Origin of the sequence: Methylocystis sp. JR02 (assembly GCF_030063565.1) — a bacterium.
In the GTDB taxonomy this organism is placed as follows: domain Bacteria; phylum Pseudomonadota; class Alphaproteobacteria; order Rhizobiales; family Beijerinckiaceae; genus Methylocystis; species Methylocystis iwaonis.
In genome coordinates, this window is sequence record NZ_JASIRC010000001.1 from 20,212 (window position 1) to 45,074 (window position 24,863).

The window sequence follows — 24,863 nt, forward strand, 5'->3', positions numbered from 1 at the left end:
ACGCGGGCATCCGTCTGGATGCTTGCTCAGGTGCATCGCTTTGCCCCGCGGGCTTTGCAGCCCGGGGCGTGGATGGCCGGGACGAGCCCGGCCATGACGCGAGAAATTCACTTGAGGTGGATGTAATCCATCCGCCCCCGAAATGGAAACCCCCAAGAAAGTCCCCCATGCGCGAGAAGATCAACCAGGACCTCAAGGACGCCATGAAGGCCCGCGACAGCGCCAAGGTCGACGCGCTGCGGCTCATCAATGCGGCGCTGAAGGACAAGGACATCGAGGCGCGCGGCGCGGGCAAGACCCTGACCGAGGACGACGTGCTGGCGCTCCTGCAGAAGATGATCAAGAGCCGGCAGGAATCGCTCGACATCTACGAGAAGGCCGGCCGCGCCGATCTCGCCGACAAGGAGAAAAGCGAGATCGCGGTGATCTCGAGCTATCTGCCGCAGCAGCTTTCTCCAGAGGAAGTCGCCGAGGCGGTGAAGGCGGCGATCGCCGAGGCTGGGGCGACGTCTATCAAGGATATGGGCAAGGTTGTCGCTGCGCTAAAGGCGAAATACACCGGCCGTATGGATTTCGCGAAGGCGAGCGCTGCGGTGAAGGCGGCGCTGGGGGGCTGAGACCCCCTCCCCAACCCTCCCCCGCTCGCGCGGGAGAGGGAGCACATCGTGGCTTTCATCGAGAATGCTGCTCGTGAGCGTCCCCTCTCCCGCGCCAGCGGGAGAGGGACAGGGAGGGGGCGTATCAGCGCCACATCCCATAGAAATGGTTCGGCGGCCCGCGCCCCTCACCCAGCTCCAGCCCGTCCGCCGCTTCCAGCGCCCCCTCGAGCCATACCTTCGCCGCCGCGATGGCGTCGATGAGCGGTTCGCCCTTGGCGAGGCCGGCGGCGATGGCGGAGGACAGCGCGCAGCCGGTGCCATGGGTGTGCCGCGTCGCGATGCGGCGTCCATGGAAGAGCCGGGTCTCCCCATCCGCGACCAGCACATCGACCGGCTCGCCCGAGAGATCGCCGCCTTTCACCAGCACGGCCTTGGCGCCGGCTTCGACCAGCATGCGGCCTTGCGCGACCATTTGGTCGGTCGTGCGGGCAAGCGGCGTCTCGGAAAGAGCCGAGGCCTCGAAGATATTGGGCGTCACGAGGCGGGCAAGCGGCAGCAGCGTCGTTATCAGCGCGCGCTCCAGCCCCGCGGCGGCGAGGCTCGCGCCTTGCGTTGGGATCAGCACGGGGTCGAGCACGACATTGCGCGGCGCGGCGCTCAGCGCCCCGGCGATCGCCGCGGCGATCTCGGGCGTCGCGACCATGCCGATCTTGATGGCGTCGGGCGGGATATCGGCCATCACGGCGGCGATCTGCGCTGCGACGATGTCGGGCGCGACCGGAAAGGCGGCGACCACGCCCCGCGTATTTTGCGCGGTGAGCGCAGTGATCGCCGCCATGCCGTAACAGCCGAAGGCGGAAAAGCTTTTCAAATCCGCCTGTATGCCGGCGCCGCCCGAGGGGTCCGAGCCGGCGATCGAGAGGAGCTTGCGCGTTTTGTTCAAATCCCGCTTGCTCCTCTCGCGATTCAGCTATGCAATTCGCGCCCGCCGGGCCAGGCGGGCTCCTTCTTCTCGTCGTAGTCGCTATAGGCCTTTTTGAGGCCGCTCAACACTTCGGCGGAGGTTTCGAACATGGCCTTGAGCTGCGGCTCGTCGACCTTCTCGATGTCCTCGTGCAGGCGGTTGATCGTCTCCTGGAGATAGGCGGCCATCTGGCGGATATGCTGATGAGGATCGCTTTCGGCTTTGTTGGTCATGGAGGTGACTCTTTGGCAGGGTGGTTCTTTGGCGCCGGTTCATCGGGATAGCACTTAAACTCGAAGGGAGCGGGGGCGTTCCGTGATGCAGGGGCGGGGAGAGGGCAAACCGTATGAGCAAGGCGCCGCGCAACGCCCGCTCCTTCGAGACGATCGACATCGCGGACCTGCGCCGGCTGGCCGATATTGCGCGCGCGCGGATCGAAAGGGCGTTTGTCGCGCATCCGACCAAACGCGCGCTCTACGACGGCCATCTTCTCGCAATTTGCCTCTGCCAGGGCGCCGCCGATCATTTCATCGACCCCGCGGCGAGCGACGGGGTGCAAGATTTCGACATGTGGGCTTTCTTCCGCCGGCGCCCCGGCGCGCGGCTGTGGAACCGCAAGCCCTTCACGGCGGATTTCGGACCGTCGAGATTCGGGCGCAGCCCGCTTGATCCAGCCAAATATATAGGTCGGCGCGTGGATGTGCTCTGGCGCTGCATCCCCTGCGAGGCGGGCGCCATGGAAGCGGTCACGGCCTATTTCGACGACCCGCAAACCGAAAGCGCGCGCGCCTTGCGCAAGAAGGCGGCGGTTGTGGCCTGGCCTTCGGAAACGGCGGGTTCGGTGATCTGGCGGCCTGCTACCCGATAAAGGAAGCGGCGTCGTTACTGCTTCGGCAGCGTCAGCAGGCCTGCGTCGCCGTTTTCCGCCCCGAACAGCAGGCGCGCGCCTTTGGCGTCCCAGGCCAGCGTGCTGATGCGGGCGTTTTTGGCCTCTTCCGCCGGCCGCCGCACGAGGATTTCCGAGCCGTCGGTCACGCGCGCCAGCAGCGCCATCCCGTCCTCGTAGCCGATCGCGACGACCAGCGCGCCTGGGTGGAAGGCGACGCGGGTCACCGGCACATTCGTGCGCACGCCGCATTCGCGCGGGCTTTGGCCCATCGGTCCGTCCTTGCCCGAGAAGGGCCAAAGGATGCAGGCGTCGGCGCCCGAGGTCGCGAGCCATTTTCCGTCGAAGGACCAGGAGAAGCTGCGGGTTTTGCCGGGATAGCCCGCCATGCGCATATGTTTGGCGTCGGCGATGCGCCAGCCGTGCAGCGTGTTCTCCTGCATGGAGGTGACGAGGAAGCGCCCATCGGGCGAGATCGTCGCGTCGAGATGCGAGCCGCTCCAGGAGAGGACCTCGGGCTTGCCGGCATTGGGGAACCACAGCGTCGCGCCGTTGTAATGGGCGGCGGCGAGGCGGTAGCCCTTGGGGAAGAAAGCGAGGCCCCGGCAGGTCGAGGGCAAATCGATCGACTTGACCTCTCCCTTGGCCGAGCGCGCGCGGGCGTTACGGCCGGCCGACCATGCGATCGCGCCTTCGTGCAGGGCGAGCGCGTCGATCCATTTGCCGTTCTCGTCGGCGACGGTCTCGAGCGCGCCAGTGGCGTCGACCGCCACCACGCGGCCGTCGTCGCCGCCGGTGACGAGGCGCCGGCCGTCGCTCGACGCGACGAGTATGGCGGCGTCCGGATGCGCGAGCGCGCGGCGGCTGTCCTCTGTGTCGCCCAGAAAAACGTTTCCGTCTGCCAGCGCGAAGGCGGGCGTATCGCCGAGCCAGGCCCCTGCGACGACGGATTCGCCGAGCGCGAGCGGCTCGACCGCGGAGGTCAGCGACGGATATTCAGCCAAGGAAAAACTCTCTCGTCAGACGGCGTCGTCAGCCGGGCGCGCGCCAAGGCCGATCGGCAGGACCGGGCGGCGCTTGCGGAATTGACCGCGCATTACCAGAGCGAAGGCGATGGCGTCGAGCCCCGCGAGCGTCAGCCACCAGAGCTGCTCGGCGGCCGGCCCCAGCAGGCAGATGACGAAGCTTGCGGTCAAACCCCCGAGTAGGAAAGGCGCAAGCGCCGCGCGCGCCCGGCCGACGGCGAGGCTCGCGCGGGCAAGGGCAAGGGCGAGGGCCGCCGCGCCCAGCGCGCCGAGGTCGAACCAAATCTGGAAGATCAGGCTGCGCGGGGTCGTCGGCGGCAGATAGCCGCCAAGCACGCCCCAGGTCGCCGCGCCGAAGCCGTGGCCAAGGAGCGTGCGCAGCCCGTCGCTGGCGATCATCCGGCCCCAGAAGGCGAGGTGCTTGAAAAATTCGGGCGAATGTTCCGGCCAAACGACCTGCGTCGCGAGCGCCGCCAAAGGCGCGACCAGCACAACCGCCGCCATCAAGCCAGCGAGCGCGAGCGATGCGGCCCGCGCCCGGCCGTAGGCGAAGCCGAAAACGATCCCGCCGCCGATGAGGGCCGGCAGCGCGTTCGGCGCGCCCGCGAGGAAGCAGGCGAGGAAGGTGGCGAGCCCCAAACCGCCGGCCATGACCCAGCGGCCACGCACGGCGAGGGCGCCCATCGCCGGCCAGACAAGCAGCGCAAGGCCGAGACCGGCGCGCCCGAGCGGGCTCACGTCCAGAATATCCTCGACCGAATATTTCGGCGCGGTCAGCAAAGTGATGGCGACGAGCGCGACCGCGGAGGCGGCGACGCCGATCGGCAACAGATTGAGATTGGAGGTCTTGGTGCGCAGCGGCATGAAGCTCGCCGCGGCCGCGACGAGCGCCATGGTCGCCGCCGCCTTGCCGAAGCGTTCGGCCGGCCCCTCGAAAGGCGTCCAGACAAGCGACACGCCCGCCCAAAATGCGAGAAGCAGCGCCGCCCAGACCGGCGGCGAGGCCAATAGCGCCTTCAGCGAGCTTCCAGAATAATTGTTGCTGGAAAGCAGGGCCGAGGCGAGGAGCAGCGCCGCGCCGACCGGCAGCAGGATATAGACCGTCTGCCGCGCGAGGATCGGCGCGAGCAGCGAGATCACGAAGAGCATGAACACGCCGATCCTGAGCAGAAGGCGCGCGGCCTCCTCGGATGGGTCGTCTGCAGGTCCGCGTGAGAAACTGGTCATTGGCGCGCCGGCTGGCTCGATCGGGTCTTTATCTTCTTCAGATTAGATCGAAATGCTGATCGGCAAGTGTGCTGCAGCGCACGAAATTGATCCTTGAGACTATTTTTTTCTAAAGTGTGTCACTTTTGCCCATTCGTTGCGAACGCTCTCATCGCGCTCGGAGGCGTAAAGCTGCCGCAATGCAACGAGACGTTGTGGCGCGAGCTTGGCGAGAGCCCAGACGGCGGCGCCGCGCACGAGCGAATCGGGGTCCGAGAGGAGCCGCTCGGCTTGATTCGCGAGCGAGGCCGCGCCGCTGTTGCCGATGGCGATAAGAACATTGCGGATGAAGCGCGCCCGGCCGATCCGCTTGATCGGCGAGCCGGAAAAGAGGGCGCGAAAACCGGCGTCGTCGAGCTGCGCCAGCTCGGCGAGGGCGGGGCTTTCCAACTCCGGCCGGGCGGCGAGCTTCGCCTCGCGTGCGTCCCGGGCGAATTTGTTCCAGGGGCAGACGGCGAGGCAATCGTCGCAGCCATAAATCCGATTGCCGATGGCGTCCCGGAGCGCGTGCGGGATCGGACCCTTATGTTCGATCGTGAGGTAGGAGACGCAGCGGCGCGCGTCGAGCTGATAGGGCCCGGTGAAGGCCCCCGTCGGGCAGGCGGTAAGGCAGTTGCGGCAGGAGCCGCAATGGTCGCGCTCCGGCGGGTCGGGCGTAAGCGCGAGGTCGGTGAAGATGGCGCCGAGAAAGAGCCAGGAGCCGAACTCGCGGGAGACGAGGTTGGTGTGCTTGCCCTGCCAGCCGAGCCCCGCCTGTTGCGCGAGCGGCTTCTCCATGACCGGGGCGGTGTCGACGAAAACCTTCACATCGCCGCCGCCGGCGCGCTTGAGCATGAAGGCGGCGAGCTGTTTCAGACGCCCTTTGACGATGTCGTGATAGTCGCGATGGCGCGCATAGACGGAGATCGCGCCGGCCTCGCTGTTGGCGAGCGCGGCAAGGGGATCGGACGACGGCCCGTAATTGAGGCCGAGCATCACGACGCTCTTCGCCCCGGGCCACAATGCCTTCGGGGAGGCGCGGCGGTCGGCGGTCTCCGCCATCCAACCCATGTCGCCATGCGCGCCGGATTCGATCCATGCGCGCAGGCGTTCAGCCAATCGGGGATCAGTCTCTGCAGTGGTGAAACGGCAGGCGTCGAATCCGAGGCTGAGGGCGTGGGCGCGGATCGCGCTCCCGATGGTCATACGGCTGCACATATAGCATCGGACCGCGAGCCTTCAGGCTCGCTTTCGAAAAATGCGCGCCGGAAGGCGCGCGGTCCGGGCAGGCTTAAAAATCCAGCTCGGCGTAATAGGGGCCCGGCGTCATGCCCGGCGCGCGATCGGCAAGCAGCGGGCGGAAGGCCGGCCGCGACTTGATGCGCTGATACCAGTGCTTCGCGGCCTCGTCCTCCTCCCATGGGGCATCGCCGAGATAGTCGACGCAGGAGAGATGCGCGGCGGCGGCGAAATCCGCATAAGTGAGGCGATCGCCCGCAATCCAGTTCCGCGCGCCGGTCAGATAGCCGATATAACGCATATGATGGCGGACATTGGCGCGCGCGATGCGCACGAGGTCCATGTCCGGCGCGCCGCCCTGCGGCGAAAAGCGCTTGTAGACCTTCTCAGTGACCAGCCAGCTCGTGACTTCCTCGAAGAACTTCACATTGAACCAGTCGACCAGCCGGCGCGTCTCGATCCGCGCGAGCTTTTCCGGCGGCAGAAGGCGTTGCGGACCCTGCTGGGCGCCGTAGGCCTCGTCCAGATATTCGGCGATCACGGCGCTTGGAACGATGGTCCCGTCGTCGTCGATGAAGACGGGCGTCCGACCGGCGGGATCGAGCGAGAGGAATTCCGGTCGGCGGTCTGTGGCGCGTTCCTCGATCAACTCAACGGCGACGCCATATTCCGCGAGGATGAGCCGGACGAAGCGTGAATGCGGGCAAAGCGGGTAATGGTAAAGAAGGGGCATGAGGCCTGTTCGCGGCGCGCGGGACGACCACGCTCGGTTCCTGTATGGTTGAACTCGGCTAAAGCCGCAAGCGGGCGCTTTTGCGGCTGCACTTTGGCGCAGGGATATGCCATGATTCGTTTCATCCTCGCAGCGACTATGATCTTTTGCGGCTTCGCCCGGGCAGAATCCCTCAAGGACACGACGCCGAACGTCTCTGTCATCGGCGAGGCGTCGGAGGAGGTGGCCCCAGACCGGGCCGTCTTGCATTTCGGGGTCATAACCGAGCGTCCGACAGCGGCGGCGGCGTCTTCCGACAACGCCAAAGCGATCGAGGCCATCCTCTCGCAGCTCGAGACGATGGGCGTCGCCAAGGCCGACGTGCAGACGCAAGGCGTCTTTCTGTCCCCAATATCCACCGAGGATCGGGACGCCAAGGGCAAGGCGAAAACCGTTCAAGCCTATCGGGCGAGCAATAGTCTGGCGGTCTTCGTGAAGCCCGCCGAGAAAGCCGGAGACGTCATCGGCGCGGTGATCGACAAGGGCGCCAACAGCGTCGACGGCGTCGATTACGACAATTCGGATCTCACCGCGAAGCGCGACGCTTTGCGCGCCGCGGCGGTGAAGGACGCCGAGCGGCGCGCGCGGGTCTACGCCGAAGCCGCGGGCCTGCGGCTCGGGCGCGTCGTGGAGATTCGCCCGTTCGACGAAGCCGCGCCGAGGCCGATGTCGGAGGCCCGCGTCGCGATGGCGCGCGACGCCTTTTCGGCGCCCCTGCGGCCGGGTTTGCAGCGCGTCACCGAGCGCGTCTCCGTCACCTGGGCGCTCGCGCGTTGATTTCTCACGAGTTAGGCAGACTGCGCGAAATTAGAGCGTGGCGCCTAGGCGCTTGCATGTCATTCGGGCGCCGCATCGCGGCATTACGCGCTATAATATGTGGTGCGATAGGCAAAATGTATATCGCCGTCTCGTAGAGAGGCTGCCCATGGCGAATGTCATTTTCTATGAAAAGCCCGGCTGCGCCAGCAATGCGAAACAAAAAGCGCTGCTGCTCGCCTCGGGCCATCAGGTGGACGTCCGCGACCTTCTCCACGAGCCCTGGAGCGCGTCGAGCCTGCGTCCCTATTTCGGGGCCAAGCCTGTGCGCGAATGGTTCAACGCCGCTTCCCCGCGCGTGAAATCGGGAGAGGTGAACCCCGACGCCGTGAATCCGCAGGAGGCGCTGGTGATGTTGATCCTCGATCCCGGGCTCATCCGCCGGCCGCTCATGCGGGTCGGCGACCACTGCGAGTCGGGCTTCGATCCCGCTGCGGTGAACCGTTGGATCGGACTCAAGCCCGATGCCGAGGGCGTCTCGGATCGCTGCGCGATGGACGCCTGATAAACGGGAACCGAACGGCGTCTTGCGCATTTCTTTCGAAACGGAGCGAGAGGGCGCGGGCTGATGCCGCTTGAGCATATCGATTCAGAAATCGTGCGGGAGGACAATGGCTTCTCCTTTTCGATGCGCATTCGGGGCGCCCAGCAGACCGTGCGGGTGTTCATTTCGGACGATGCCCTGGAGGGCGATTCCGCGCTCCCCGACGACGACGAGTTGAGAGGCCAGCTCGACGCCGACCGTGCGGCGCTGGAGGCCGTCGCCAGCGAGAAATACGCCCGAGGGCAGGTGGCCGCCGACGGCGTCGTCGCGATCACCCTTTCGGATGTGGTGAAATTCATCGATTAGACTGTGGATAATTCTGAAACCCTCACCGGGCCGAAAAAGCCGCTTGCCAAATAGTCTATTCCGACTATAGACTTTCTAGGTCTAATAGATGGAGTAGAAAAAATGCATAAGGGGTGGGGGAAGGTCGACGCGCTTCTTCGCATGTTGGCGTTGGCTGGGGCTTTTGGCGTATTCGGCGGCATGTCCGCCCAGGCGGGTCAGGCGCTGCTGAACGTCTCCTACGATCCGACGCGCGAGCTCTATAAGCAGATCAATCCGGCCTTCGCCGCGGATTGGAAGGCCAAGACCGGCGAGACGATCGAGCTGCAGGCCTCACATGCCGGCTCCGGCGCGCAGGCCCGTGCGGTGATCGACGGCCTCAACGCCGACGTCGTGACATTGGCGCTCGCCGCCGACATCGACGCCATTGCGACGAAGACGGGGAAGATTCCCGCCGATTGGCAAAAGCGCCTTCCGAACAACGCCTCGCCCTACACCTCGACGATCGTTTTCCTGGTCCGCAAGGGCAATCCGAAGGGGATCAAGGATTGGAGCGATCTCGCCAAGCCGGGCGTCGCGGTCATCACGCCCAATCCCAAGACCTCCGGCGGGGCGCGCTGGAACTTCCTCGGCGCCTGGGGCTATGGATTGGATAAATTCAAGGGCGACGAGGCCAAGACCAAGGACTTGGTCAAGGCCATCTACAAGAACGCCCCTGTGCTCGACACGGGCGCGCGCGGCTCCACCATCACCTTTGCCCAGCGCGGATTGGGCGATGTGCTGATCGCCTGGGAGAACGAGGCTTTCCTGGCGCTGCAGGAATTCGGCGCCGATAAATTCGAGATTATTGCGCCGAAGCTCTCCGTGCTGGCGGAGCCGCCCGTCTCGGTGGTCGACGGCAATGCAGAGGCCAAGGGCAACAAGAAAGTCGCCGAGGCCTATGTCAATTTCCTCTACACGCCGCAGGCGCAGGCGATCATCGCGAAGAATTTCTATCGCCCGGCGCATCCGGAAGCCGCGGCGAAGGAAGATCTGAAAAGACTGCCGAAGATCGAATTCTTCACGGTCGATAAGACCTTCGGCGGCTGGGCGTCCGCGCAGAAGAAGTTCTTCGCCGACGGCGGCGTGTTCGACGACATCCAGAAACAAGAGCCTGCGAAGTGACCTCCCCGACTTTCGCAGGACGCAACGCTCGGCGCTTCAAAGCGCCGAGCGTCATCCCCGGCTTCGGCCTCACCTTCGGCTATACGCTGCTCTATCTGGGGCTCGTCGTGCTGTTTCCCCTGGCGACGCTGGTGTGGCGTTCGTCGGGGCTCGGATTTTCCGGCCTTTATCATATTGCCATCGAGCCGCGCGTGGCGGCGTCTCTGCAGACAACCTTCTCGATCGCCTTTTTGGCGGCGATCATCGATCTCATCTTCGGCCTGATCGTCGCCTGGACGCTGACGCGCTACGATTTCCCCGGCCGGCGCCTGCTCGACGCCTTCGTCGACCTGCCTTTCGCTTTGCCCACGGCCGTCGCGGGCATTTCGCTCGCCGCGCTTTATGCGCCCAATGGCTGGTTCGGCGCGCCGCTCGCGGATATTGACGTGAAGATCGCCTTCACGCGCTGGGGCATTCTCGTCGCGCTCGTCTTCATCGGCCTGCCCTTTGTCGTGCGCACCGTGCAGCCGATTATTTCCGAGCTCGAAGTCGAGCTCGAAGAAGCTTCCGGCACGCTTGGCGCCTCGCGCCTGCAAACGGTGGTGCGCGTGCTTTTGCCGCCGCTCGTGCCGGCGCTGCTGACCGGTTTCGCGCTCGCCTTCGCGCGCGGCGTCGGCGAATATGGCTCGGTGATCTTCATTTCCGGCAATATCGCCTATGTTTCGGAGATTGCGCCGCTGCTGATCGTCGTGAAGCTGGAGCAATATGACTATGCCGGCGCCACGGGCATCGCGACCATCATGCTCGCCATTTCCTTCATCGCGCTGCTCGTCATCAATCTGATCCAGGCCTGGAGCCGCAAGAGGTTCGGTCATGTCTGAGACCGCCGTCGCATCTCTCCCACGCGCCCATGCGGGCGTGAAAGTGCGTCCCGTCACGCAGGATGCGCCCGCCACGCGCCATCTGCTGATTGCGACGACTTTCCTCTTTCTGTTGATCTTTCTCTTCGCGCCGCTGGCCGTGGTTTTTTCCGAGGCCATGGCGAAAGGTTTGCCGACGTTTCTGGAGACGTTCAGCGAGCCGGACGCCATCGCGGCGGTGAAGCTCACTTTGATCGTCGCGGCCATCGCCGTGCCCGCCAATCTCGTCTTCGGCCTTGCGGCCGCCTGGTCGATCGCGAAATTCTCTTTCCCTGGAAAGAGCCTTTTGGTCACGCTGATCGATTTGCCCTTCTCCGTGTCGCCGGTCGTTTCAGGTCTCGTCTATGTGCTGGTGTTCGGCGCGCAGGGTCTCTTCGGCCATTGGCTTTCGGCGCATGGGTGGCAAGTGGTCTTTGCCGTGCCGGGCATTGTGCTGGCGACGATTTTCGTCACCTTTCCATTCGTCGCGCGCGAGCTCATTCCGCTGATGCAGGAGCAGGGGACTGTGGAAGAGGAGGCGGCGCTCACGCTCGGCGCTTCGGGCTTCACCACCTTCCTCACCGTGACGCTGCCCAATATCAAATGGGGCCTGCTCTACGGCGTGCTTCTGTGCAACGCCCGCGCAATGGGCGAATTCGGCGCCGTCTCCGTCGTCTCGGGCCATATTCGCGGCTCGACCAACACAATTCCGCTTCAGGTGGAGATTCTTTACAATGAGTACAACAACGTCGCCGCTTTCGCGCTCGCGGTTCTCCTTGCAGGCCTGGCGCTCGTCACGCTCGGCATCAAAACCTTCCTCGAATGGCGGCACGCCGACGCTCTCGCAGCGCGCGGAAGGCGGCACTGACATGAGGAAGCAGGGTTTTTCGATCCGCGTCGAAAATGTCGCGCAGGACTTCGGCGCTTTCGCCGCGCTGCGCGACGTGAGCCTCGACATTCAGCCGGGAGAGCTCGTCGCGCTGCTTGGTCCCTCGGGTTCGGGCAAGACGACGCTTCTTCGCGTGATCGCGGGGCTGAACGCGCCCGATCGCGGTCATGTCTATTTCGACGGCGAGGACGCCACCAATCTTCCCGTGCAGGATCGGCGCGTCGGCTTCGTGTTTCAGAATTACGCGCTCTTCAAGCACATGACGGTGGCCGACAACATCGCCTACGGCCTCAAGGTGCGTCCGCGACGTTCGCGGCCGTCGCGCGGGGATATTGCGGCGCGCGCCGCGGAACTTTTGAAATTCGTGCAGCTCGAGGGGCTCGGCGACCGTTATCCGGCGCAGCTTTCGGGCGGCCAGCGCCAGCGCGTCGCGCTCGCCCGCGCCTTGGCCATCGAGCCGCGCGTGCTGCTGCTCGACGAACCCTTCGGCGCGCTCGACGCGCGCGTGCGCAAGGATTTGCGTCGCTGGCTGCGCGAGGTGCACAAGGAGACGGGCCTCACCACTGTTTTCGTCACGCACGATCAGGATGAAGCCATGGAGCTTGCCGATCGCGTCGTCGTGCTGAACGAAGGGCGCATCGAACAGATCGGCACGCCTGCGGAGCTTTACGACCAACCGGCGTCGCCTTTCGTGATCTCCTTCGTCGGCGAGGCGGTGGCGCTTCCTGTCAACGTCGACGCCGGCCATGTGGTCTTCGGCGATCGCAAGCTTCATATCGACACCCATGGCCTGCGCAGCGGCCCCGCGCGCGTGTTCTTCCGCCCGGCGGATATTGCCGTCGCGGCCGACGGCGCAGGCGAGCTGGAAGGGCGCGTGGAAAGCCTGCGCCGCACGCCGGCCGGCGTGCGCGCGACCATTGCGATCGACGGCTATGACCAGACGCTCGAAATCGACTCGCCGCTCGATCGGGCGGCGGCGCTCGGCGATCGTGTGCCGCTGTCTCTCGCCAAAGCCCGGATTTTTCCAGCGAGCCAGAAAGAAGTCGATTACGTCCAAGCGGGGGAGGGCATTTGACCGCCGTCTCGGTCGACGATTCCCCTTTGACGCGCGCCGCGACGGGCGACTGGAACTCGGATCTCTATCTGAAGTTCGAGCAAGAGCGCACGCGCGCCGCGCGCGATTTGCTGGCGCGCATCCCATTTTGCGAAACGCGGCTCGTTTATGATCTCGGCTGCGGCCCGGGCAATAGCACGGAATTGCTGACGCGCAGCTTTATGGGCGCCGAGGTCGTGGGCGTCGACAAGTCCGACAATATGCTCGCTGTCGCCCGCGAGCGCGTGCCAAGTGCGCGCTTTATCAAGGAAGATATTGCCGATTGGGCGCCGCCCGAACATGCCGACGTCATATTCGCAAACGCCGCGCTGCACTTCCTTCCCGATCATCGAAAACTGATGCAGGCGTTGCTCGATTCGCTGCGGCCGGGTGGGCGCCTCGCGGTGCAAATGCCAGACAACACCCATGAGTTCTCTCACGCCGCCATGCGCATGGTGGCGGCGGATGGTCCTTGGGCCGATCGGCTGGTGCCTGTCGCGAAATCATTCACGGTCATCGGACAAGCCGACGAATATTACGATCTTTTCGCGCCTTTTTGCCAGCATATCGACATTTGGCAAACGGTCTATATCCATCCGCTCGATGGTCACCAGGGCGTCGTCGATTGGTTCGAAGGCTCCGGGTTGCGTCCGTTCCTCGATTTATTGAATGCGGAAGAGTGCGCGGACTTTCTCTCGCGCTATCGCGATCGTCTCGCGCAAGCCTATCCGAGGCAACCCAACGGCAAAGTGCTTCTGCGTTACCCGCGACTCTTCTTTGTGTTGCAGAAATAGCAATAGCGGCGCTCTCGCCGGGCGAGCGCGAGCCAAAAGCCCAATCTCCCCGTATTTTGCCTTGTGGCGGAACACCGCTAGCCTAGCGCGCTTTCCGCTCGCATGGAATCATGCGAGCGTGAGAAAGCGCGCAGATTCAGAAAGCTGGCGCGCTTTCATGCGAGCATTTGATCGCCACGGGCGCGGGCACAGTGTGGCATTACGGCAACGGTTTAGCGTGAAAGATTATATAGTCTATTAATTCCATAGACAGGTAGGGATGACTGGGTTTGAATTGGAATCGGAAATGCTAGCGACGATGCGGCGCGGGCAGGGGACAATTAAAGGACGAGGGGTGGGGATGCTAAATTTGCAGCGGCAGTTGAAGCTCGGAGTCGCGGTCGCGGCGCTTGTGGCGATCGCGCCCGCTTGGGCTCTTGCCGAAGAAAAGGCCGCCGCCAATGCGGTCGAGACGAAAGCGCAAGAGACAAAAAAGAAGGGTTCCGGGTCGAACAAGCCGTTGAAGCCCGTTGCTGGTCAGCCGGCCGAAGCCAAGCCCCAAGGACCGAAAAGCTATTATGTGCCCACGCGCGCCTATCGTCTGGAGCCGCAGCCGGACATCCCGCCCTATGTGCGCAACCTCGGCAAGACCTATAAGGAGTTCGAGGGAATCGACTGGCTGAACGTCGGCCTCGATTCACGCGCGCGATTCGAATATCGCCAGAACGACTACCGGCCGTGGACCAACACGTCGCAGAACCCGCCGTCGTCGCAGCGCAAAATGTTCCCGAATTCGCTCTGGCTGTCGCGCACGCGCGTCTATCTCGGCATCCAGAACATTCTCGACCCGTTCCGCGCTGTGGTCGAGTTCCAGGATTCGCGCGCATTCAACAGTATCTATCAGTACCAGGGCCAGGAGATAAACGAGACCGATCTGATCTCCGCCTATGGCGAACTCTACTTCAAAGACGCCTTTGGCAAGGACGATCGCGGCAACGATCGTCCCTTGATGGCGCGCGCCGGCCGCTTCCATTTCGAGCTGCTCGACCGTCGTCTGATCGCGGAAAATGAATTCCGTAACACGACGAATAATTTTGAAGGGTTTCGCGTCAAGATTGGCAAGAAGGACAACGACTGGGATCTCGACAGCTTCCTGATGCGGCCGGTGGTGCGTTACCCCTATCAGTTCGACCGGCCCGACTGGCAGAACTGGATTTACGGTAGCGTGCTCAGCATCCGCCGTTGGTCCGAATATGCGACGGTGCAGCCTTACTTCATTGGCCGAAAGCAATTCGCCGACCCTTTCAACACATCGAATTCGCTCAAGGTCGCGCGCGAGACCTATGCGCCGGGCGTGCGCATTTATGGCGTGCTCGGCAATTTCGACTATGACTTCGACATCAACAAGCAGCTCGGCTACACCGGCGAGTTCGCGGCGATCGGCGCGAATACGACTGCCGTGCAAAGGACCGTGCAGCTCGACTCCATCGCTTATGGCATCGAGGCGGGCTATACTTTCGCCGATCACCCCTGGAAGCCGCGCGTCAGCCTGGTTTACACATATGGCTCCGGCGACAAGAGCCCTTACGACAGCGCCAGCCAAAACTTCGACATCTTCTACGGCTTCAACCAGCCCTTCTCTCGAAACGACTATATGGCGTGGAACAATATGAAGGCGCCGAAGGCGCGCCTCGAGTTCACGCCAGCGAAAAACCTGCAGATCGACACGGCCTTCAGCGCCTATTGGCTGGCAAGCGCCGCCGGGGCGTGGGACCGCGCCAATCTCTCTGCCCCGCTTGGCAATAGAGGGACTTTCGTCGGCACGGAGTTCGACATCCGCGCCCGCTACAAGCTTTCCCAATTTATCAATCTGACGGCGAGCTACGCCCGATTCTGGCCGGGCTCCTTTACGTCGAGCTTCGCGCAGGCGGTGGCGCTGCAGCCCTATTTTCCGCAGTCCTTCCCCGGTCAGACGGGAACGACGAACGGGCTGACGGCCAAGCCGACCGACTTCTTCTATCTCGAAGCGAGCGTGAACGCCTTTGGCGACGGCCAGCCGATTACGAAGGATCCGGTGTCGCAGTTCTGGGACGGCGTCAAGCTGAATGCTACGGAAGCGAAAGCGCCGAGCTGGCGCGACGTCTATGTCGGTCTGAACGGGGGCGGGGCTTGGTCGAGCCCGTTCTGGAACGGCGCCGTCTATCCCATCAGCAATGCGGCCGCGAGCACGCCCGTGGCGCTTGCGTCGACGATGCCCGCCGGCTCCAGCAATCTTGCCGGTTTCATCGGCGGCCTCCATCTCGGCACGAACTGGAGATTCGACAATAATGTCGTGGCGGGCCTGGAGGCCGATCTTCACGGTGTCTCCGGCAATACGGCGACGAAGTGGCAGGCGAACCTGGTTCCCGTCGGGGCGAACGCCTTCATCAATTACGACCAACGTACCGCGACGCTCAATTATCTCGGCACGATCCGCGGCCGGCTCGGCTATCTGGTGACTCCCACCGTTCAGCTCTACGGCACGGGCGGCATGGCCTATGGCGGCGTGACCTCGAATACGGCGCTGTTCACGCGGCGCGCGGCGGGCGCGAATATCACCAACGCCACGGCGACGTTCGACGACTCGCGCATCGGCTGGACGGCGGGCGGGGGCGTCGAATGGATGTTCATGCCGAATTGGTCGGCGAAGGCAGAGTATCTTCGTTACGACCTCGGATCAGTCTACGCCCGCGGCGTCGCCGTTCAGCCTAACGGCTTCTATGCCGTCGCAACGAATACGCGCACGACATTCGACGGGAATCTCATCCAGGCTGGGATCAGCCGGCATTTCGATATGCTGAGCAAGGACTGACGCCATTTCCGTTTGAACAGCTCGCATCAAGCGCGTGTCATTCCCGGCGGGCTGAAAGCCCGACCGGGAATGAAGAGCCACAAAAGCGCTAGTTTTATTCAGCGCCCGTCATTGCGAGCGAAGCGAAGCAAATCCAGGACAGCGATGCCGCCCTGGATTGCTTCGTCGGCTCCGCCTCCTCGCAATGACGGCGGTGATTTCCTGGGTGTCCAAACGGCGCAAGCGTCGGGAATGGCGCCGGCTGCCGACAAAGTGGCGTTGACGCCCCTCGCGCTTCGAGACGCCGCTGCGCAGGCCCCTCAGCATGAGGGGCTTCTGCATCTACACAAAACACTTAGGCCTCATCCTGAGGAGCGAGCGAAGCTCGCGTCTCGAAGGAAGAGGCCGCCTCGGAGGTTCCTCAACGAACCGAGGCCCGCGGGAGTTCTCGCCGGCCTGTTTGGCGACGTCGCCGCCGCTGCCGGCAAGAACCAGTCATTCCGACCCCAGGAAGAGCTGCCGATCCTCGGCGAACATTTTCTGAGCCAGCGCGAAATCGTCCGGCCGGCCGATGTCGAGCCAGACGCAATCGTCCTGGAAGCAGCGAATGTCTTTTCCCGCCATTTTCATCCGCAAAAGAAGCTCAGGCATATCGAGATACGTATTCGTTTCGATATGCGGCCGGACAGCGTCCGCGTTCAGAATGTAGATTCCCATGCTGACGAGATAGCTGTTCTGCGGCTTCTCGTAATAGGCGGTCAATCGGCGCTCGGAGTCGATCTCCACCAGGCCGAATTCGAGCTTCACATTGCGTTGGAAGACGCCGACGGAAGCATGCGCGCCAGTCTCCCGATGCTGGCGCAGCATGCCGTCTAGGTCGAGCGTCGTGAGGAGATCGCCGTTCGTCACGAAGAAATCGCCGTCGAGGTCGCCCACTATAGCGCCGAGCCCGCCAGCCGTGCCGAGCGGACGGTCTTCGCCTTTGTAGCGAATATCGAGGCCGAGAGACGCGCCGTCCCCGAAATAGGCTTCGATCAGATGGCGCAGATGACCGACGGCCAAGATCACCTCGGTGACGCCGGCCATCTTCAGCCGCCTCAGCAGCAGCTCGAGGATCGGCATATCATCCAAAGGGATGAGTGGTTTGGGAAAATGCGCCGAATAAGGATACAGGCGCGTTCCCTTCCCTCCCGCCATCACGACCGCGCGGAGGATGGGTCTCGCGGCGCCGGCCTTTGCGTCGGATGGCGGCGGAAGCGCCTGCTCGCGCGCCTCCGGCATGGGAGGCGCATATCCAATGACGCCGGAATCAGCGTGACGATGCACTGCGACCTCCTGCATAGCGCGCCAACGCAGGCGTTACCTTTCTCCCTCAGAACGCCGCTTTTTGTCCCTGCCAGGCGTTGCGCTCCCGTCTGTTCGTCGGGGGCGCGGGGGATTGTTTGTAATGCGGCGCAGGCAAGGACCGCAATTTGGCGATTCGGATGAAGCGCGCCGCGTCTTGGCGGCGGGCGTCGGCTCGGCCAAGAGAGTCGCGTAAGATCAAAAATCACTGAAACACACGCTGGATCGGAGCGTTATGACCTATCTTCCAAACAGGAGACCGTGGTCATGACCATGCCAAGACTCAATCGACACGTGGCCGGCCCTGCGGCGCTGCTCGCGCTGATCGTCGGACTCGGCCTTGTTGGCGGTACAAGGTCTAACCGTATGACAGAAAGCCTGAATGATACGATCGAGGCGTCGAGCTTGCTTTCCGCGGTTCAAAACGCGCCACGCGAGCTCTACAATTACGCCGCGCCCACGCAGCCTGCGTCATCTGTGAAGCCAGACTCGACCTATTGGAGCGCGGACGAGTGGCGAATCGCCGCCAGCGCCGTCGAGAAGCTGCGCTCGGCCAGAAACGGGCAGGGCGCGGCGACGGCGTCCAATGCGAATATCGTGTGGCAGCCGCCGGAGGAAATTTCGAGCAAGAGCCGCAACGAGCGCGAGACCCCGCGCAAGTGAGCCGGCGCCTCGTCTAACGCTGAAGGGAAAATCTCCGGAAAAGATACGCCGCCCCTCCTGAGGGGCTGAGAATGAGTCGTCCATGGCGGGAGCCGCCATGGACGGGCGCGCATGTTCGTGCGAGCGAAAATTTTTAAACATTGAAAACATTGGTAGGCCGGGAGGGACTCGAACCCCCAACCAGACCGTTATGAGCGGTCGGCTCTAACCATTGAGCTACCGGCCCCTGTCGTCCCGGGGACGTTACGTCCTATACAGCAATCTGCCGAGCGGGCAATATCGTCGCGCGAAATGGGGCGGGGATGACGGAAGCCGAGAAACGAAGGGCCATCGTGGATGGGGCGCTCGAGCTGGAGCGTCTCGGGCTCAATCATGGCTCCGCCGGCAATCTGTCGCTGCGCGACGGCGCAATGGCGTTCGTGACGCCGAGCGGCGTGCCGGCGCGGGAGCTTGCGCCCGAGGCGATCGCGCGCATGACGCTCGCCGACGACAGCGGCGCCTATGAGGGGCCGCTGCCGCCGTCGAGCGAGTGGCGTTTCCATCTCGATATTTATCGCGCCCGGCCGGACGTCGGCGCCGTCGTCCATATGCATTCCACCTACGCGACGACGCTCGCGACGCTGCGGCGCGAGATTCCCGCCGTTCATTACATGATCGCGGCCTTCGGCGGGCCGACCGTGCCCTGCGTCGACTACGCCGCCTACGGGACGGCGGAGCTTTCCGGGCTGGTCGTCGAGGGGCTGAGGAACCGCGACGGCGTGCTGCTCGCGAACCACGGCGCGATCGTCACGGGGCCCGACATGCGCAAGGCGCTGTGGCGGGCGGTGGAGCTGGAGGCGCTGGCCCGGGTCTATTATCTCGGCGCGCTGGCGGGCGCGCCGGTCATATTGCCGGATGACGAGATTATGCGGACGGTGGAGCGGTTCAAGACTTACGGGCCGCGCCAGTAGGCGAGCCGTCGTCGCAAGACCCAGAGCTTAGGCCGCAAGCTCCGGGAACAACCCCGCTAGCCCTTCCTTAGACGCCGCGCAGACGCCGCGCTCTGTGATGAGCCCGGTGACATAGCGCGCGGGCGTCACGTCGAAGGCCCAGTTGCGCGCGGGGGAGCCCGCCGGCGTCAGCCGAACCTCCGAGACAGCGCCGTCGGAGCCCAGGCCAGCGATATGCGTCACCTCGCGCGCGTCGCGTTCCTCGATCGGAATGTCGGCGACGCCGTCGGCGATGCGCCAGTCGATCGTCGAGCTGGGCAAAGCGACATAGAAGGGCACGCCATTGTCATGCGCCGCGAGCGCCTTGAGATAGGTGCCGATCTTGTTGCAGACGTCGCCGGCGCGGGTGGTGCGGTCCGTGCCGACGATGACGAGATCGACGCGCCCATGCTGCATCAGATGGCCGCCCGCGTTATCGGCGATGACCGTATGGGGAACGCCTTCGCTCAAAAGCTCGAAGGCGGTGAGGCTCGCGCCCTGATTGCGCGGGCGCGTCTCGTCGACCCAGACATGAAGCGGAACGCCCGCCCGCGCCGCCTTGTAGATGGGCGCCAGCGCCGTGCCCCAATCGACGGTCGCGAGCCAGCCGGCGTTGCAATGGGTGAGAATATTCACCGGGCGGCCGGGGTTCTGTTCCGCCACAGCGCGGATGAGCGCCGCGCCATGATCGCTGATCGACTCGCAGCAGGCGACGTCCTCCTCGGCGATGCGCCCGGCCTCGGCATAGGCGCGCGCCGCGCGCGTCTCGGCGGGCGCCGCAAGCAACAGAGCTTTCACGCGGTCCAGCGCCCAGCGCAGATTCACCGCGGTGGGGCGCGTAGCGAGCAATTGGGCGTAGGCGGCCTCGATGGCGGCGTCGCTCGCGTCTCTCGCTGCGGCGAGCGCGAGGCCATAGGCGCCGGTCACGCCAATCAACGGGGCGCCGCGCACGACCATGTCGCGGATGGCGCGCGCGGCGTCGTCGAGACTGTCGAGCGCCAGCGTCTCGAAGCGGTGGGGCAGGCGGGTCTGGTCGATCACATGGACTCGCCGCCCATCTGCGTCGAGCCATATCGTCCGATAGTCGCGGCCGTCGATCCGCATCCTCCGCCCCCGCACACGATGCCTCTTGCTTTCGGCCCTTGTGCCTTCAGGTGAGGAACTTGTAAACCGGGGCGACCGCGAGCGTCGCGGCGTCGCTGGAGAGCTTCCATGACCTATTGCTGCGGCATTCTGGTGCGCGACGGGCTGGTGCTCATCGCGGATACGCGCACCAACGCCGGCCTGGACAATATCGCGACCTTCCGCAAGCTCCATGTCTTCGAGAAGCCCGGCGAGCGCGTGCTGATGCTCGCCACGGCGGGCAATCTTTCCGTGACGCAGGGCGTGGTGAACTTTCTCAACGAGGGGTTCGAGAATCCGGAGACGGGCGAGATCGAAAGCGCCATGACCGCCCAAACCATGCTGCAGGCGGCGCATCTCGTCGGCCGCGCCGTGCGCCGTTCCTTGCAGGAGGCGTCGCCGTCGGGCGAGCAAGCGAGCGGCGTCAGCTTCGATGTTTCGCTGCTGCTCGGCGGGCAGATCGGCGGCGGCGCGCCGCGCCTCTTCATGATCTATACGGCTGGCAACGCCATCGAATGCACGCCGGACACCAATTATCTGCAGATCGGCGAGCACAAATACGGCAAGCCCATTCTCGACCGCGCCGTGAACTATGAGAGCGACCTCTATGACGCGCTCAAGATCGGACTGATCTCGATGGATTCGACCATCCGCTCCAATCTTTCCGTTGGCCTGCCGATCGACATCGCGCTTCTCCGCAGGGGCGATATGAAGCTCGAAGTCTCGACGCGCATCGACGCGAATGACGAATATTTCCGCGATCTTCGCGAAAGCTGGTCGAAGGCGTTGCGCGCGGCGCATATGGCCATTCCCGCGCCGCCCTATCGCGGCCGCGAGCCGTGACCATTCTCGCGCCCGCCGACGCTGCTCAGATTGCGCGCGCCGCGGAGATTTTGGGCGCCGGCGGGCTCGTCGCCTTCCCAACCGAGACGGTCTATGGGCTCGGCGCCGACGCCACCAGCGCCTGGGCCGTGGCGCGCATCTATGACGCCAAGGGGCGGCCCTCCTTCAATCCGCTGATCGCTCATGTCGCCGATTTGGAGGCGGCGCGGCGCGAGGCGGTGCTGCCGGAGGCGGCGATCCGGCTGGCGGAAGCCTTTTGGCCGGGACCGCTGACGATCGTGGCGCCGGTCGCGCCCGGCGGCTCCGTCTGCGAGCTGGCCCGCGCCGGCCTGCCGAGCGTCGCTTTGCGCATTCCCGACCATCCCGTGGCGCGGGAGCTGATCTCGGCGCTGGGCAAGCCCGTCGCCGCGCCCTCGGCAAACCGCTCGGGCCATGTGAGCCCGGTGACCGCCGCGCATGTGGCGGAGGATTTGTCCGGGAGGGTGGGCATGATCCTCGACGGCGGGCGCGCGACGGCCGGGCTCGAATCGACAATCGTGTCTTTCTGCGACGCATCGCCGGTCCTGCTGCGGCCGGGCGCCATTGCGCGTGAGAAGATCGAGAAGGTTCTGGGCGCCAAGCTCTGCGCGCCCACCCGCGCCGAAGTGATGGCGCCGGGCATGACGGCCTCCCACTATGCGCCGAATGCGCGGCTGCGGCTGGAGGCGCATGAAGTGAAGGCGGGAGAGGGCGCGCTCGATTTCGGCGCCCGGCTGACCGCGCTTGCGGCGCCGGGCGCATTAGTTCTCGATCTCTCGCCGCAGGGCGATCTCGTCGAAGCGGCGGCCAATCTCTTCGCCTATCTGCGGGAGCTCGACGCGCGCGGCGTCGAGAAGGTCGCCGTCGCGCATATTCCCGAACGGGGGCTGGGCGAGGCGATCAATGACCGGTTGAGACGGGCGGCTGCGCCGCGGGTTTAATGGACCGCGAGCCTTCAGGCTCGCAAAGGATGCGCGCCTGAAGGCGCGCGGTCCAGTTACGCCGCCAGCGCCACCGGGCTCGCGGCGCGCAAGTGGAAATCTTGTGTCACCGGATGCGGCGAACCTTTCAGCAGTGATGGGCTTTCATAGCCGCGCGCGACCAGATCGCCCGCACCGGCGGAGCACATTTCCACCGCCAGCCGCGTGAGTCGGTTCAGCACCGGCTCCACCACCCAGGAGAAGCGCGGCGCGTCGGGCGCGATACTCTGCATCAGTGATACGCGGGCGTCGTTGTTCGCTTGGCTCATGCGCGCCTGCCAACCTGGCTGCGGCTCCTGCCAGTTGTTGGCGACGATCACGGGCCCACGATAAATGCGCGCCTCGCGCTCCGTGCGCTCGATCAGCGCCATTTCGCCCGGCTTGACGCCGGCCAGCGTGAAGAGCGTCGGCCGCGCCAGCGGCTCGCGGGCGATGAGCTGGACGGCGTCCTCGAAAGTCTCGCAGGTCTCGAAAGCGTAGCGCAGCAAATGGTCGGGCGGCCAGCCGCCTTCGCTCGCCAGGGCGTTGCGAAGATTGAGCGCTGCGTCCAGGGCGAAGCCCAGGCTCCCAGTCGTTCGCCGCAGCATGGGCGCCTGATTGATGACCGCGCAGAAACGGCCCGGCGCCATGGCGCTGAGCACGCCGACGGCGCCCGGCCAGGTGGCGTTGTAGAAATCGCCGGCCGGTCCCGACTGCCACGCCATTTCCACCGCCTCGCCCAAGCCGCGAAACGGCCAGTCGAGCGTGCGGCGGATGCGCGGCAGGCCGTCCGGCCCCTCATAGGCCTGGGTCGTGCAGGCGAAGAGATAGGACATGTTGAGCGTCATCGCGCCCGGGAAACCAAGAATCGCGGCGACGTGCTCGAGCTCGGCGCGATAGGCGGACGCCGATTTGCGCAGCCAGTTCGTCGCCAATTGGTCGATCGGCGACAGACAATAGCGCGCCAGCGGCGCGACCGCGCCAAGGCAGGCGTCGCGCAGGGCCGCAGCGGCGTCGATCCGCGCCTGGGCATGGGCCACGGGACCGCCGTCGCGCACGTCGAGGAGCGGAATCGGGTTCATCGTCGTCCTTTTGTCAAAAAACATTCACTGAACGGAGATCGTTCCCACATCTGGATGTCATAATACAGCGAAAAATCCCTTGAGCTGCGCCGCGCTGCAATCGGCCCGGCGTTCAGGTAAGTTTCCTCCGCCTGAGGGCCGCCGATTCGGCCCGCGCAACGCACCGAGACGAAAATGACTCACGCTGTCGCCGCTGCTTTCCTCGCCCTGGAGACCCACGCGCCCTCGCTCGACGACGTCCGCACGCTCGACTTGTTCGAAAAGGATGGCGCGCGTTTCGACAATTTCAGCGTCTCGCTCGACGATGATTTTCTCTTCGATTTCTCGAAGCACAAGGTGACGCGCGAAACGATCGATCTGCTCGTGGCGCTCGCCAAGGCGCGCCAGCTCGAAGGCCGGCGCGACGCGCTCTTCGCCGGCGAGCCCGTCAACAACACCGAGAAGCGCCCGGCCATGCATATGGCGCTGCGCGATCTCTCGTCGCGAGCGCTGGTCATCGGCGGCGCCGATATGCGCCCGGCAATCGAAGCCGAGCGTGAGAAGGTCTTCGCCTTCGCGCGCGCCATTCGCAGCGGCGAGGCCAAAGGGGCGACGGGGCTTCCTTTCACCGACATCGTGAACATCGGCATCGGCGGCTCGGATCTCGGGCCGGTCATGGCGGCGCGCGCGCTTTCCCCCTATGGGGAAAATGGCCCGCGCGCGCATTTCGTCTCCAATGTCGACGGCGCCGATCTCGCCGATACGCTCGCTGGGCTCGATCTGGCGCGCACGCTCTTCATCGTGTCGTCGAAGACCTTCACCACGCAAGAGACGATGGCCAACGCCGCGAGCGCCCGCGCGCGCGTCGTCGCGGCGCTCGGCGAGGCGGCGGTGAACAAGCATTTCGCCGCTGTCTCCACCAAGCTCGACAAGGTGGCGGCCTTTGGCATCGACGCCTCGCGCGTCTTCGGCTTCTGGGACTGGGTGGGCGGGCGTTATTCGATCTGGTCGTCCATCGGCCTTGCGCTGGTGATCGCCATTGGGCCGGAGAATTTCACGCAGTTTCTGCAAGGCGGCTTCGATATCGACGAGCATTTCCGCTCGGCGCCGCTCGACGAGAATATCCCCGTGCTCATGGGCCTGCTCGGCGTCTGGCATCGCAACACGCTCGATCGCCGCGCCCATGCGGTGATTCCCTATGATCAGCGCCTCGCGCGTTTTCCCGCTTATCTGCAGCAGCTTGATATGGAGTCGAATGGCAAGTCGGTGACGCGCGACGGCCGTTTCGATACGCATCGCACCGGGCCGATCGTTTTCGGCGAGCCGGGCACCAATGGGCAGCACGCTTTCTTTCAGTTGCTGCATCAGGGCACGGACGTCACGCCGATCGACTTCCTCGTCGCCGCCGAGCCTACTGCCGCCGCCGCGCATCATCACGCGCTTCTGTTCTCGAACTGCCTCGCGCAGGCAGAAGCCTTTATGCGCGGTCGCACGTTGGAAGAGGCAAAGGCGCAATTGCGTGGGCAGGGGCTTGGCGCAGACGAGGTCGAAAGGCTTGCGCCGCATAAGGTCTTCTCCGGCGATCGTCCGACGAGCGTGCTGCTCTATCGACGGCTCGATCCGCGCACTCTGGGGCGCCTCGTCGCGCTCTATGAGCACAAGGTCTTCGTGCAGTCAGTGATCTGGGACATCAATCCCTTCGACCAATGGGGCGTCGAGCTCGGCAAGGAACTCGCGAACAAGCTGGGGCCGATCGTGGAGAACGCCAGCGCGTCGACCGTGGGGCTGGATGGCTCGACGGCGGGATTGATCGCCTGGCGGCGATCGAAGCAATAGTCGTCATTGCGAGGAGCGCAGCGACGAAGCAAACCCAGACTCGCGAC

At 64.7% G+C, this 24,863-nt stretch carries 25 protein-coding genes and 1 tRNA gene; 16 read left to right on the forward strand and 10 right to left on the reverse strand.

Annotation, left to right across the window (positions count from 1 at the left end; translation table 11 throughout):
- Positions 1-167 precede the first annotated feature (167 nt).
- Complete coding sequence (locus tag QNA11_RS00115; RefSeq protein WP_283481473.1) at positions 168-617, forward strand: GatB/YqeY domain-containing protein; 450 nt, start codon at positions 168-170, stop codon at positions 615-617.
- 124 nt (positions 618-741) lie between these two features.
- On the opposite strand, the gene thiD is transcribed toward QNA11_RS00115, so the two are convergent.
- Positions 742-1,542 carry a bifunctional hydroxymethylpyrimidine kinase/phosphomethylpyrimidine kinase gene (gene thiD, locus QNA11_RS00120; protein WP_283481474.1) on the reverse strand — a complete coding sequence of 267 codons (801 nt, stop codon included), beginning with the start codon at positions 1,540-1,542 and terminating at the stop codon, positions 742-744.
- Between the two features lie 23 nt (positions 1,543-1,565).
- On the reverse strand, positions 1,566-1,796 hold the full coding sequence (locus QNA11_RS00125) for a hypothetical protein (protein ID WP_165054647.1): 231 nt from the start codon (positions 1,794-1,796) through the stop codon (positions 1,566-1,568).
- Positions 1,797-1,909: 113 nt separating this feature from the next.
- Here QNA11_RS00125 and QNA11_RS00130 point away from each other — a divergent pair, with 113 nt between their 5' ends.
- Positions 1,910-2,431, forward strand: coding sequence for a hypothetical protein (locus QNA11_RS00130; protein ID WP_283481475.1), 522 nt, complete (start codon positions 1,910-1,912; stop codon positions 2,429-2,431).
- Between the two features lie 14 nt (positions 2,432-2,445).
- Here QNA11_RS00130 and QNA11_RS00135 read toward each other — a convergent pair whose 3' ends face one another.
- The 4 genes from QNA11_RS00135 to QNA11_RS00150 all read right to left on the reverse strand — a co-directional run bounded on the left by QNA11_RS00135 (position 2,446) and on the right by QNA11_RS00150 (position 6,691).
- Positions 2,446-3,453, reverse strand: coding sequence for a WD40 repeat domain-containing protein (locus tag QNA11_RS00135; RefSeq protein WP_283481476.1), 1,008 nt, complete (start codon positions 3,451-3,453; stop codon positions 2,446-2,448).
- Between the two features lie 15 nt (positions 3,454-3,468).
- Positions 3,469-4,701, reverse strand: coding sequence for a hypothetical protein (locus QNA11_RS00140; RefSeq protein WP_283481477.1), 1,233 nt, complete (start codon positions 4,699-4,701; stop codon positions 3,469-3,471).
- Positions 4,702-4,800: 99 nt separating this feature from the next.
- Positions 4,801-5,925 (reverse strand): tRNA epoxyqueuosine(34) reductase QueG, encoded by a 1,125-nt coding sequence (gene queG / locus QNA11_RS00145; protein ID WP_283481478.1) that lies wholly within the window; start codon positions 5,923-5,925, stop codon positions 4,801-4,803.
- A gap of 85 nt (positions 5,926-6,010) precedes the next feature.
- Positions 6,011-6,691 (reverse strand): glutathione S-transferase family protein, encoded by a 681-nt coding sequence (locus tag QNA11_RS00150; RefSeq protein WP_283481479.1) that lies wholly within the window; start codon positions 6,689-6,691, stop codon positions 6,011-6,013.
- Between the two features lie 111 nt (positions 6,692-6,802).
- On the opposite strand from QNA11_RS00150, the gene QNA11_RS00155 reads away from it, so the two are divergent.
- The 9 genes from QNA11_RS00155 (at position 6,803) to QNA11_RS00195 (ending at position 16,023) form a co-directional block, all read left to right on the forward strand.
- Positions 6,803-7,507 carry an SIMPL domain-containing protein gene (locus tag QNA11_RS00155; RefSeq protein ID WP_283481480.1) on the forward strand — a complete coding sequence of 235 codons (705 nt, stop codon included), beginning with the start codon at positions 6,803-6,805 and terminating at the stop codon, positions 7,505-7,507.
- A 148-nt stretch (positions 7,508-7,655) separates the two neighbouring features.
- On the forward strand, positions 7,656-8,051 hold the full coding sequence (locus QNA11_RS00160; RefSeq protein WP_202073866.1) for an ArsC/Spx/MgsR family protein: 396 nt from the start codon (positions 7,656-7,658) through the stop codon (positions 8,049-8,051).
- 63 nt (positions 8,052-8,114) lie between these two features.
- Positions 8,115-8,396: a hypothetical protein gene (locus tag QNA11_RS00165; RefSeq protein WP_202073865.1), complete on the forward strand. Its 282-nt coding sequence runs from the start codon at positions 8,115-8,117 to the stop codon at positions 8,394-8,396.
- A gap of 180 nt (positions 8,397-8,576) precedes the next feature.
- Positions 8,577-9,539, forward strand: a complete 963-nt coding sequence (locus QNA11_RS00170; RefSeq protein ID WP_283484130.1) for a sulfate ABC transporter substrate-binding protein — start codon at positions 8,577-8,579, stop codon at positions 9,537-9,539.
- On the forward strand, positions 9,536-10,399 hold the full coding sequence (gene cysT / locus QNA11_RS00175) for a sulfate ABC transporter permease subunit CysT (protein ID WP_202073864.1): 864 nt from the start codon (positions 9,536-9,538) through the stop codon (positions 10,397-10,399). Before QNA11_RS00170 ends, cysT begins: the two co-directional genes overlap by 4 nt.
- On the forward strand, positions 10,392-11,285 hold the full coding sequence (gene cysW / locus QNA11_RS00180; protein ID WP_281931137.1) for a sulfate ABC transporter permease subunit CysW: 894 nt from the start codon (positions 10,392-10,394) through the stop codon (positions 11,283-11,285). Before cysT ends, cysW begins: the two co-directional genes overlap by 8 nt.
- A 1-nt stretch (position 11,286) precedes the next feature.
- Complete coding sequence (locus tag QNA11_RS00185; RefSeq protein ID WP_281931139.1) at positions 11,287-12,381, forward strand: sulfate/molybdate ABC transporter ATP-binding protein; 1,095 nt, start codon at positions 11,287-11,289, stop codon at positions 12,379-12,381.
- 26 nt (positions 12,382-12,407) lie between these two features.
- Positions 12,408-13,193: a trans-aconitate 2-methyltransferase gene (tam, locus tag QNA11_RS00190; protein ID WP_283484131.1), complete on the forward strand. Its 786-nt coding sequence runs from the start codon at positions 12,408-12,410 to the stop codon at positions 13,191-13,193.
- 340 nt (positions 13,194-13,533) lie between these two features.
- Positions 13,534-16,023 carry an alginate export family protein gene (locus QNA11_RS00195; protein WP_283481481.1) on the forward strand — a complete coding sequence of 830 codons (2,490 nt, stop codon included), beginning with the start codon at positions 13,534-13,536 and terminating at the stop codon, positions 16,021-16,023.
- A gap of 474 nt (positions 16,024-16,497) precedes the next feature.
- Here the strand turns inward: QNA11_RS00195 and QNA11_RS00200 are convergent, their stop codons facing one another.
- Positions 16,498-17,328 (reverse strand): sugar phosphate nucleotidyltransferase, encoded by an 831-nt coding sequence (locus QNA11_RS00200; protein WP_283481482.1) that lies wholly within the window; start codon positions 17,326-17,328, stop codon positions 16,498-16,500.
- A 285-nt stretch (positions 17,329-17,613) separates the two neighbouring features.
- Here QNA11_RS00200 and QNA11_RS00205 point away from each other — a divergent pair, with 285 nt between their 5' ends.
- Positions 17,614-18,009 (forward strand): hypothetical protein, encoded by a 396-nt coding sequence (locus QNA11_RS00205; RefSeq protein WP_283481483.1) that lies wholly within the window; start codon positions 17,614-17,616, stop codon positions 18,007-18,009.
- Positions 18,010-18,159: 150 nt separating this feature from the next.
- Here QNA11_RS00205 and QNA11_RS00210 read toward each other — a convergent pair.
- Positions 18,160-18,235, reverse strand: a tRNA-Ile gene (locus QNA11_RS00210).
- Positions 18,236-18,311: 76 nt separating this feature from the next.
- Between QNA11_RS00210 and QNA11_RS00215 the strand changes: the two genes are divergently transcribed.
- Complete coding sequence (locus QNA11_RS00215; RefSeq protein ID WP_283481484.1) at positions 18,312-18,959, forward strand: class II aldolase/adducin family protein; 648 nt, start codon at positions 18,312-18,314, stop codon at positions 18,957-18,959.
- Between the two features lie 27 nt (positions 18,960-18,986).
- On the opposite strand, the gene mtnA is transcribed toward QNA11_RS00215, so the two are convergent.
- Entirely contained in the window at positions 18,987-20,081 is a 1,095-nt protein-coding gene (gene mtnA, locus QNA11_RS00220; protein ID WP_283481485.1) for an S-methyl-5-thioribose-1-phosphate isomerase, read from the reverse strand.
- Between the two features lie 108 nt (positions 20,082-20,189).
- Between mtnA and QNA11_RS00225 the strand changes: the two genes are divergently transcribed.
- Together QNA11_RS00225 and QNA11_RS00230 are read left to right on the forward strand one after the other, a co-directional pair.
- Positions 20,190-20,942, forward strand: coding sequence for a proteasome-type protease (locus QNA11_RS00225; RefSeq protein ID WP_281931149.1), 753 nt, complete (start codon positions 20,190-20,192; stop codon positions 20,940-20,942).
- Positions 20,939-21,901, forward strand: coding sequence for an L-threonylcarbamoyladenylate synthase (locus tag QNA11_RS00230; RefSeq protein WP_283481486.1), 963 nt, complete (start codon positions 20,939-20,941; stop codon positions 21,899-21,901). Before QNA11_RS00225 ends, QNA11_RS00230 begins: the two co-directional genes overlap by 4 nt.
- Positions 21,902-21,957: 56 nt before the next feature.
- On the opposite strand, the gene QNA11_RS00235 is transcribed toward QNA11_RS00230, so the two are convergent.
- Positions 21,958-23,001, reverse strand: a complete 1,044-nt coding sequence (locus QNA11_RS00235; RefSeq protein ID WP_283481487.1) for a hypothetical protein — start codon at positions 22,999-23,001, stop codon at positions 21,958-21,960.
- Between the two features lie 174 nt (positions 23,002-23,175).
- Between QNA11_RS00235 and pgi the strand changes: the two genes are divergently transcribed.
- On the forward strand, positions 23,176-24,816 hold the full coding sequence (gene pgi, locus QNA11_RS00240) for a glucose-6-phosphate isomerase (RefSeq protein ID WP_283481488.1): 1,641 nt from the start codon (positions 23,176-23,178) through the stop codon (positions 24,814-24,816).
- Positions 24,817-24,863: the final 47 nt, after the last annotated feature.

What these genes read in the sequence shown, in the direction of transcription:
- QNA11_RS00115 (WP_283481473.1), top strand. Translation starts at nt 168, where the DNA reads ATGCGCGAGAAGATCAACCAGGACCTCAAGGACGCCATGAAGGCCCGC.
- QNA11_RS00125 (WP_165054647.1), bottom strand. Translation starts at nt 1,796, where the DNA reads ATGACCAACAAAGCCGAAAGCGATCCTCATCAGCATATCCGCCAGATG.
- QNA11_RS00130 (WP_283481475.1), top strand. Translation starts at nt 1,910, where the DNA reads ATGAGCAAGGCGCCGCGCAACGCCCGCTCCTTCGAGACGATCGACATC.
- QNA11_RS00140 (WP_283481477.1), bottom strand. Translation starts at nt 4,701, where the DNA reads ATGACCAGTTTCTCACGCGGACCTGCAGACGACCCATCCGAGGAGGCC.
- queG (WP_283481478.1), bottom strand. Translation starts at nt 5,925, where the DNA reads ATGACCATCGGGAGCGCGATCCGCGCCCACGCCCTCAGCCTCGGATTC.
- QNA11_RS00150 (WP_283481479.1), bottom strand. Translation starts at nt 6,691, where the DNA reads ATGCCCCTTCTTTACCATTACCCGCTTTGCCCGCATTCACGCTTCGTC.
- QNA11_RS00155 (WP_283481480.1), top strand. Translation starts at nt 6,803, where the DNA reads ATGATTCGTTTCATCCTCGCAGCGACTATGATCTTTTGCGGCTTCGCC.
- QNA11_RS00160 (WP_202073866.1), top strand. Translation starts at nt 7,656, where the DNA reads ATGGCGAATGTCATTTTCTATGAAAAGCCCGGCTGCGCCAGCAATGCG.
- QNA11_RS00165 (WP_202073865.1), top strand. Translation starts at nt 8,115, where the DNA reads ATGCCGCTTGAGCATATCGATTCAGAAATCGTGCGGGAGGACAATGGC.
- QNA11_RS00170 (WP_283484130.1), top strand. Translation starts at nt 8,577, where the DNA reads ATGTCCGCCCAGGCGGGTCAGGCGCTGCTGAACGTCTCCTACGATCCG.
- cysW (WP_281931137.1), top strand. Translation starts at nt 10,392, where the DNA reads ATGTCTGAGACCGCCGTCGCATCTCTCCCACGCGCCCATGCGGGCGTG.
- QNA11_RS00185 (WP_281931139.1), top strand. Translation starts at nt 11,287, where the DNA reads ATGAGGAAGCAGGGTTTTTCGATCCGCGTCGAAAATGTCGCGCAGGAC.
- QNA11_RS00195 (WP_283481481.1), top strand. Translation starts at nt 13,534, where the DNA reads ATGCTAAATTTGCAGCGGCAGTTGAAGCTCGGAGTCGCGGTCGCGGCG.
- QNA11_RS00205 (WP_283481483.1), top strand. Translation starts at nt 17,614, where the DNA reads ATGACCATGCCAAGACTCAATCGACACGTGGCCGGCCCTGCGGCGCTG.
- QNA11_RS00215 (WP_283481484.1), top strand. Translation starts at nt 18,312, where the DNA reads ATGACGGAAGCCGAGAAACGAAGGGCCATCGTGGATGGGGCGCTCGAG.
- mtnA (WP_283481485.1), bottom strand. Translation starts at nt 20,081, where the DNA reads ATGCGGATCGACGGCCGCGACTATCGGACGATATGGCTCGACGCAGAT.
- QNA11_RS00225 (WP_281931149.1), top strand. Translation starts at nt 20,190, where the DNA reads ATGACCTATTGCTGCGGCATTCTGGTGCGCGACGGGCTGGTGCTCATC.
- QNA11_RS00235 (WP_283481487.1), bottom strand. Translation starts at nt 23,001, where the DNA reads ATGAACCCGATTCCGCTCCTCGACGTGCGCGACGGCGGTCCCGTGGCC.
- pgi (WP_283481488.1), top strand. Translation starts at nt 23,176, where the DNA reads ATGACTCACGCTGTCGCCGCTGCTTTCCTCGCCCTGGAGACCCACGCG.